This is a genomic window from Caballeronia sp. ATUFL_F1_KS4A (assembly GCF_023630905.1).
In the GTDB taxonomy this organism is placed as follows: Bacteria; Pseudomonadota; Gammaproteobacteria; order Burkholderiales; family Burkholderiaceae; genus Caballeronia; species Caballeronia zhejiangensis.
Map to the genome: position 1 here is coordinate 1 of NZ_JALQEB010000053.1, position 1,100 is coordinate 1,100.

General features: G+C 60.8%; 1 protein-coding gene. It reads left to right on the top strand.

Annotated features, from left to right (window positions below):
* A partial coding sequence (prpC, locus tag NCS03_RS31000) for a bifunctional 2-methylcitrate synthase/citrate synthase (protein ID WP_250460806.1) occupies nt 1-1,100 on the top strand: 1,100 nt, incomplete at both ends.

Below are 1,100 nucleotides of genomic sequence, written 5' to 3' on the forward strand. Positions count from 1 at the left end.
GGCGCATTCAAGCCGAAGAAATCCGTCGCGCTGTCGGGCGTGACGGCGGGCAATACCGCGCTGTGCACCGTCGGCAAGACGGGCAACGACTTGCACTATCGCGGCTACGACATCCTCGATGTCGCGACGACGTCCGAGTTCGAAGAGATCGCGCATCTGCTCGTGCACGGCAAGCTGCCGAACGCCGCCGAACTGAAGGCATACAAGACGAAGCTGAAGGCGTTGCGCGGCCTGCCCGCGAATCTCAAAGCCGCGCTGGAATGGATTCCCGCGTCCGCGCATCCGATGGACGTGATGCGTACCGGCGTCTCCGTGCTCGGCACGATCCTGCCGGAGAAGGACGATCACAACGTGCCGGGCGCGAAGGATATCGCCGACAAGCTGATGGCCTCGCTCGGCTCGATGCTGCTCTACTGGTATCACTATTCGCACAACGGCAAGCGCATCGAAGTCGAAACCGATGACGATTCCATCGGCGGGCACTTTCTGCATCTGCTGCATGGCGTCGCGCCGTCCAAAGCTTGGGTCGATGCGATGCACGTATCGCTCAATCTTTACGCCGAACACGAGTTCAACGCATCGACGTTCACGGCGCGCGTGATCGCGGGCACGGGTTCGGACATGTATTCCGCGATCACCGGCGCGATCGGCGCGCTGCGCGGTCCGAAGCATGGCGGCGCGAACGAAGTCGCGTTCGAAATTCAGTCGCGCTATCAGACGCCGGATGAAGCGGAAGCCGATATCAAACGCCGCGTCGAGAATAAGGAAGTCGTGATCGGCTTCGGCCATCCGGTGTACACGATCTCCGATCCGCGCAACAAGGTCATCAAGGAAGTCGCGAGGAATCTGTCGAAGGAAGCCGGCGATACGAAGCTGTTCGATATCGCCGAACGCCTCGAATCGGTGATGTGGGACGCGAAGAAGATGTTCCCGAACCTCGACTGGTTCAGCGCGGTTTCATATCACATGATGGGCGTGCCGACCGCGATGTTCACGCCGCTCTTCGTGATCTCGCGCACGTCGGGATGGAGCGCGCACATCATCGAGCAACGCATCGACAACAAGATCATCCGGCCGAGCGCGAATTACACCGGTCCGGA